Genomic DNA, 1,936 nt, shown 5'->3' with positions numbered 1-1,936 from the left:
GGAGAATAGCGAGCTATTTGACGAACAAAAGCGGATTTTCAGACCAATTTGCTGCAATCCTCGCTACGGACGCTTAAGTCCGACAGGCTGCTAGTTTTTAACAGAAAATCTTTGACAGAGAAACACACATATTTTCTTGATCTATCCTTCGTCTCTATCAACTGGAACGCGCGGCTATAATTATTAAACATTCACTCTTTGCGGCACTGCTTTTGCTGACATGTCCTGTCGCCTGTCAGACCGAACCGTTTACAGGACATTATATTGTCGAGCTTGAACAGACTAGAATATTTCCAAACCAGAGCTTTTTTGTAAAGCGTGTTGGAAACCCTTCAGACACTACCAACACAAAAGACTATGCAGGACCAGATTCATCGCCTGATGACAAACCCCGCAGATCTTGGGGCCACGGAGTAGAAACGACCATTATTGAAGCGATTTCCTGGCAATCGGTTTACGCCACTGGCCTGCTGACCCTGACTATCAAAGACGCTCCTCCGGGTGCCACCGCTTATTCATGGTTACCATTAGAAGTGCTTGTCGATATCATCTGGCTTTTAAAAAGCCACTTAAACATAAAATCATCGTCGTTTGATCTGATCGAACAACAAGAAGCCAGTCAGGATGACCCGTTTGCAACCATCACTATGGTTCTTGGCTCAGGACATAGTCAACAATCATACCAACCATCAAAATCATCAGGTCAGCATGCCACGGAAGCCGCGGCCGATCCTGCAGACTCTTTCGTTAGCCGTCTGTATTCTGGCTCTGGAAGCGGTAACGGGAACCCCCAACAACACCTGCATACTTTGGGTTTAGATTGTTTCATCCATCCCTGTCGTGGCGTTTGTCAATTCCGCCCATCGTCAGATAGCAGAGAGCCCTCTGAGTGGCCGTTAGACTCCGGAAAAAGCTCGTGTCCCCATTTGGTCAATGGACACTGCTTTAGATGCATGGGTCATTTTGATCCTGTATACATTACATACCCAATGAATGCTGACGCTGACTATACAACTGATGCTGCCGGCCAACTCAATTATAATGTGAATTTTCTCTCCAACGCCGTTGGTGTTTCGACCATCAATGAGCTAATCCTTCCACAAAGTCTTCCCGAAGAAGTCGGAATTTGCGATACGCTCGGCCAGTTAACCTCCCTGTTTGAGACTTCAGAAACACATCAAACAACGATAGAATCATCCCAACTGGGTCAGAGTTCATCTCATCTTTACCATACAGTCACAGAACAAGCCCTGTCGGATCACAAGCTTAAATTCCACAGCGGGCAACTGAGCTGTGAGAAAACAGTGATCGGTAAGAATGGTCAGCAACAGTTATGCGGGAAGGTCTGCAAGAGTTATAAAGCCCTTTGGGAACACAAAAAAAGAGCCCACACCGGGCCACAAACCTGTGACGGAATAGTGGTCAGTGAGGATGGCCAGCAGCCATGCGGCATGGTCTGCAAGAACGCTCAAGCCCTGGTAGAACACAAACGCAAATTCCACAGCGGGCAGCGACCAACCTGTGAGGCAACAGTGGTCGGGAAGGATGGTCAACAGCACTCATGCGGGAAGGTCTTCAACAACAGCAGAGCCCTGTGGGACCACAAAAGAAGAGCCCACACAGGACCACAAGCCTGTAACGAAACAGTGGTCGGCGGGGATGGCCAGCAGCAGCCATGCGGCAAGGTCTGCAAGAATACTCAAGCTCTGTTTGATCACAAACGCCTATTCCACAACAAGCATCAGCCAACCTGTGAGGCGACATTGGTCGGGGAAAATGGTCAGCAGCAGTCATGCGGGAAGGTCTGCAAGAATAATAGAGCCCTGTGGCATCACAAAAGAATAGCCCACAGCGGGCCACAAACCTGTGACTTGACAGTGGTCAGGGAGAATGGCCAGCAACAGCCATGCGGGAAGGTCTGCAAGAATGCTCAAGC

At 48.8% G+C, this 1,936-nt stretch carries 1 protein-coding gene; it reads left to right on the top strand.

The window, feature by feature from the left end:
- Positions 1-212 precede the first annotated feature (212 nt).
- Positions 213-1,936: hypothetical protein (locus KDK19_RS09260; RefSeq protein ID WP_257291806.1), on the top strand; the 1,724-nt coding region annotated here is incomplete at its 3' end.

It is taken from the genome of Endozoicomonas sp. ONNA1 (assembly GCF_024606325.1).
Classification (GTDB): Bacteria; Pseudomonadota; Gammaproteobacteria; order Pseudomonadales; family Endozoicomonadaceae; genus Endozoicomonas_A.
The sequence above is the reverse complement of the archived record's forward strand: the minus strand, read 5'-3'. Positions and strand labels throughout refer to the sequence as shown.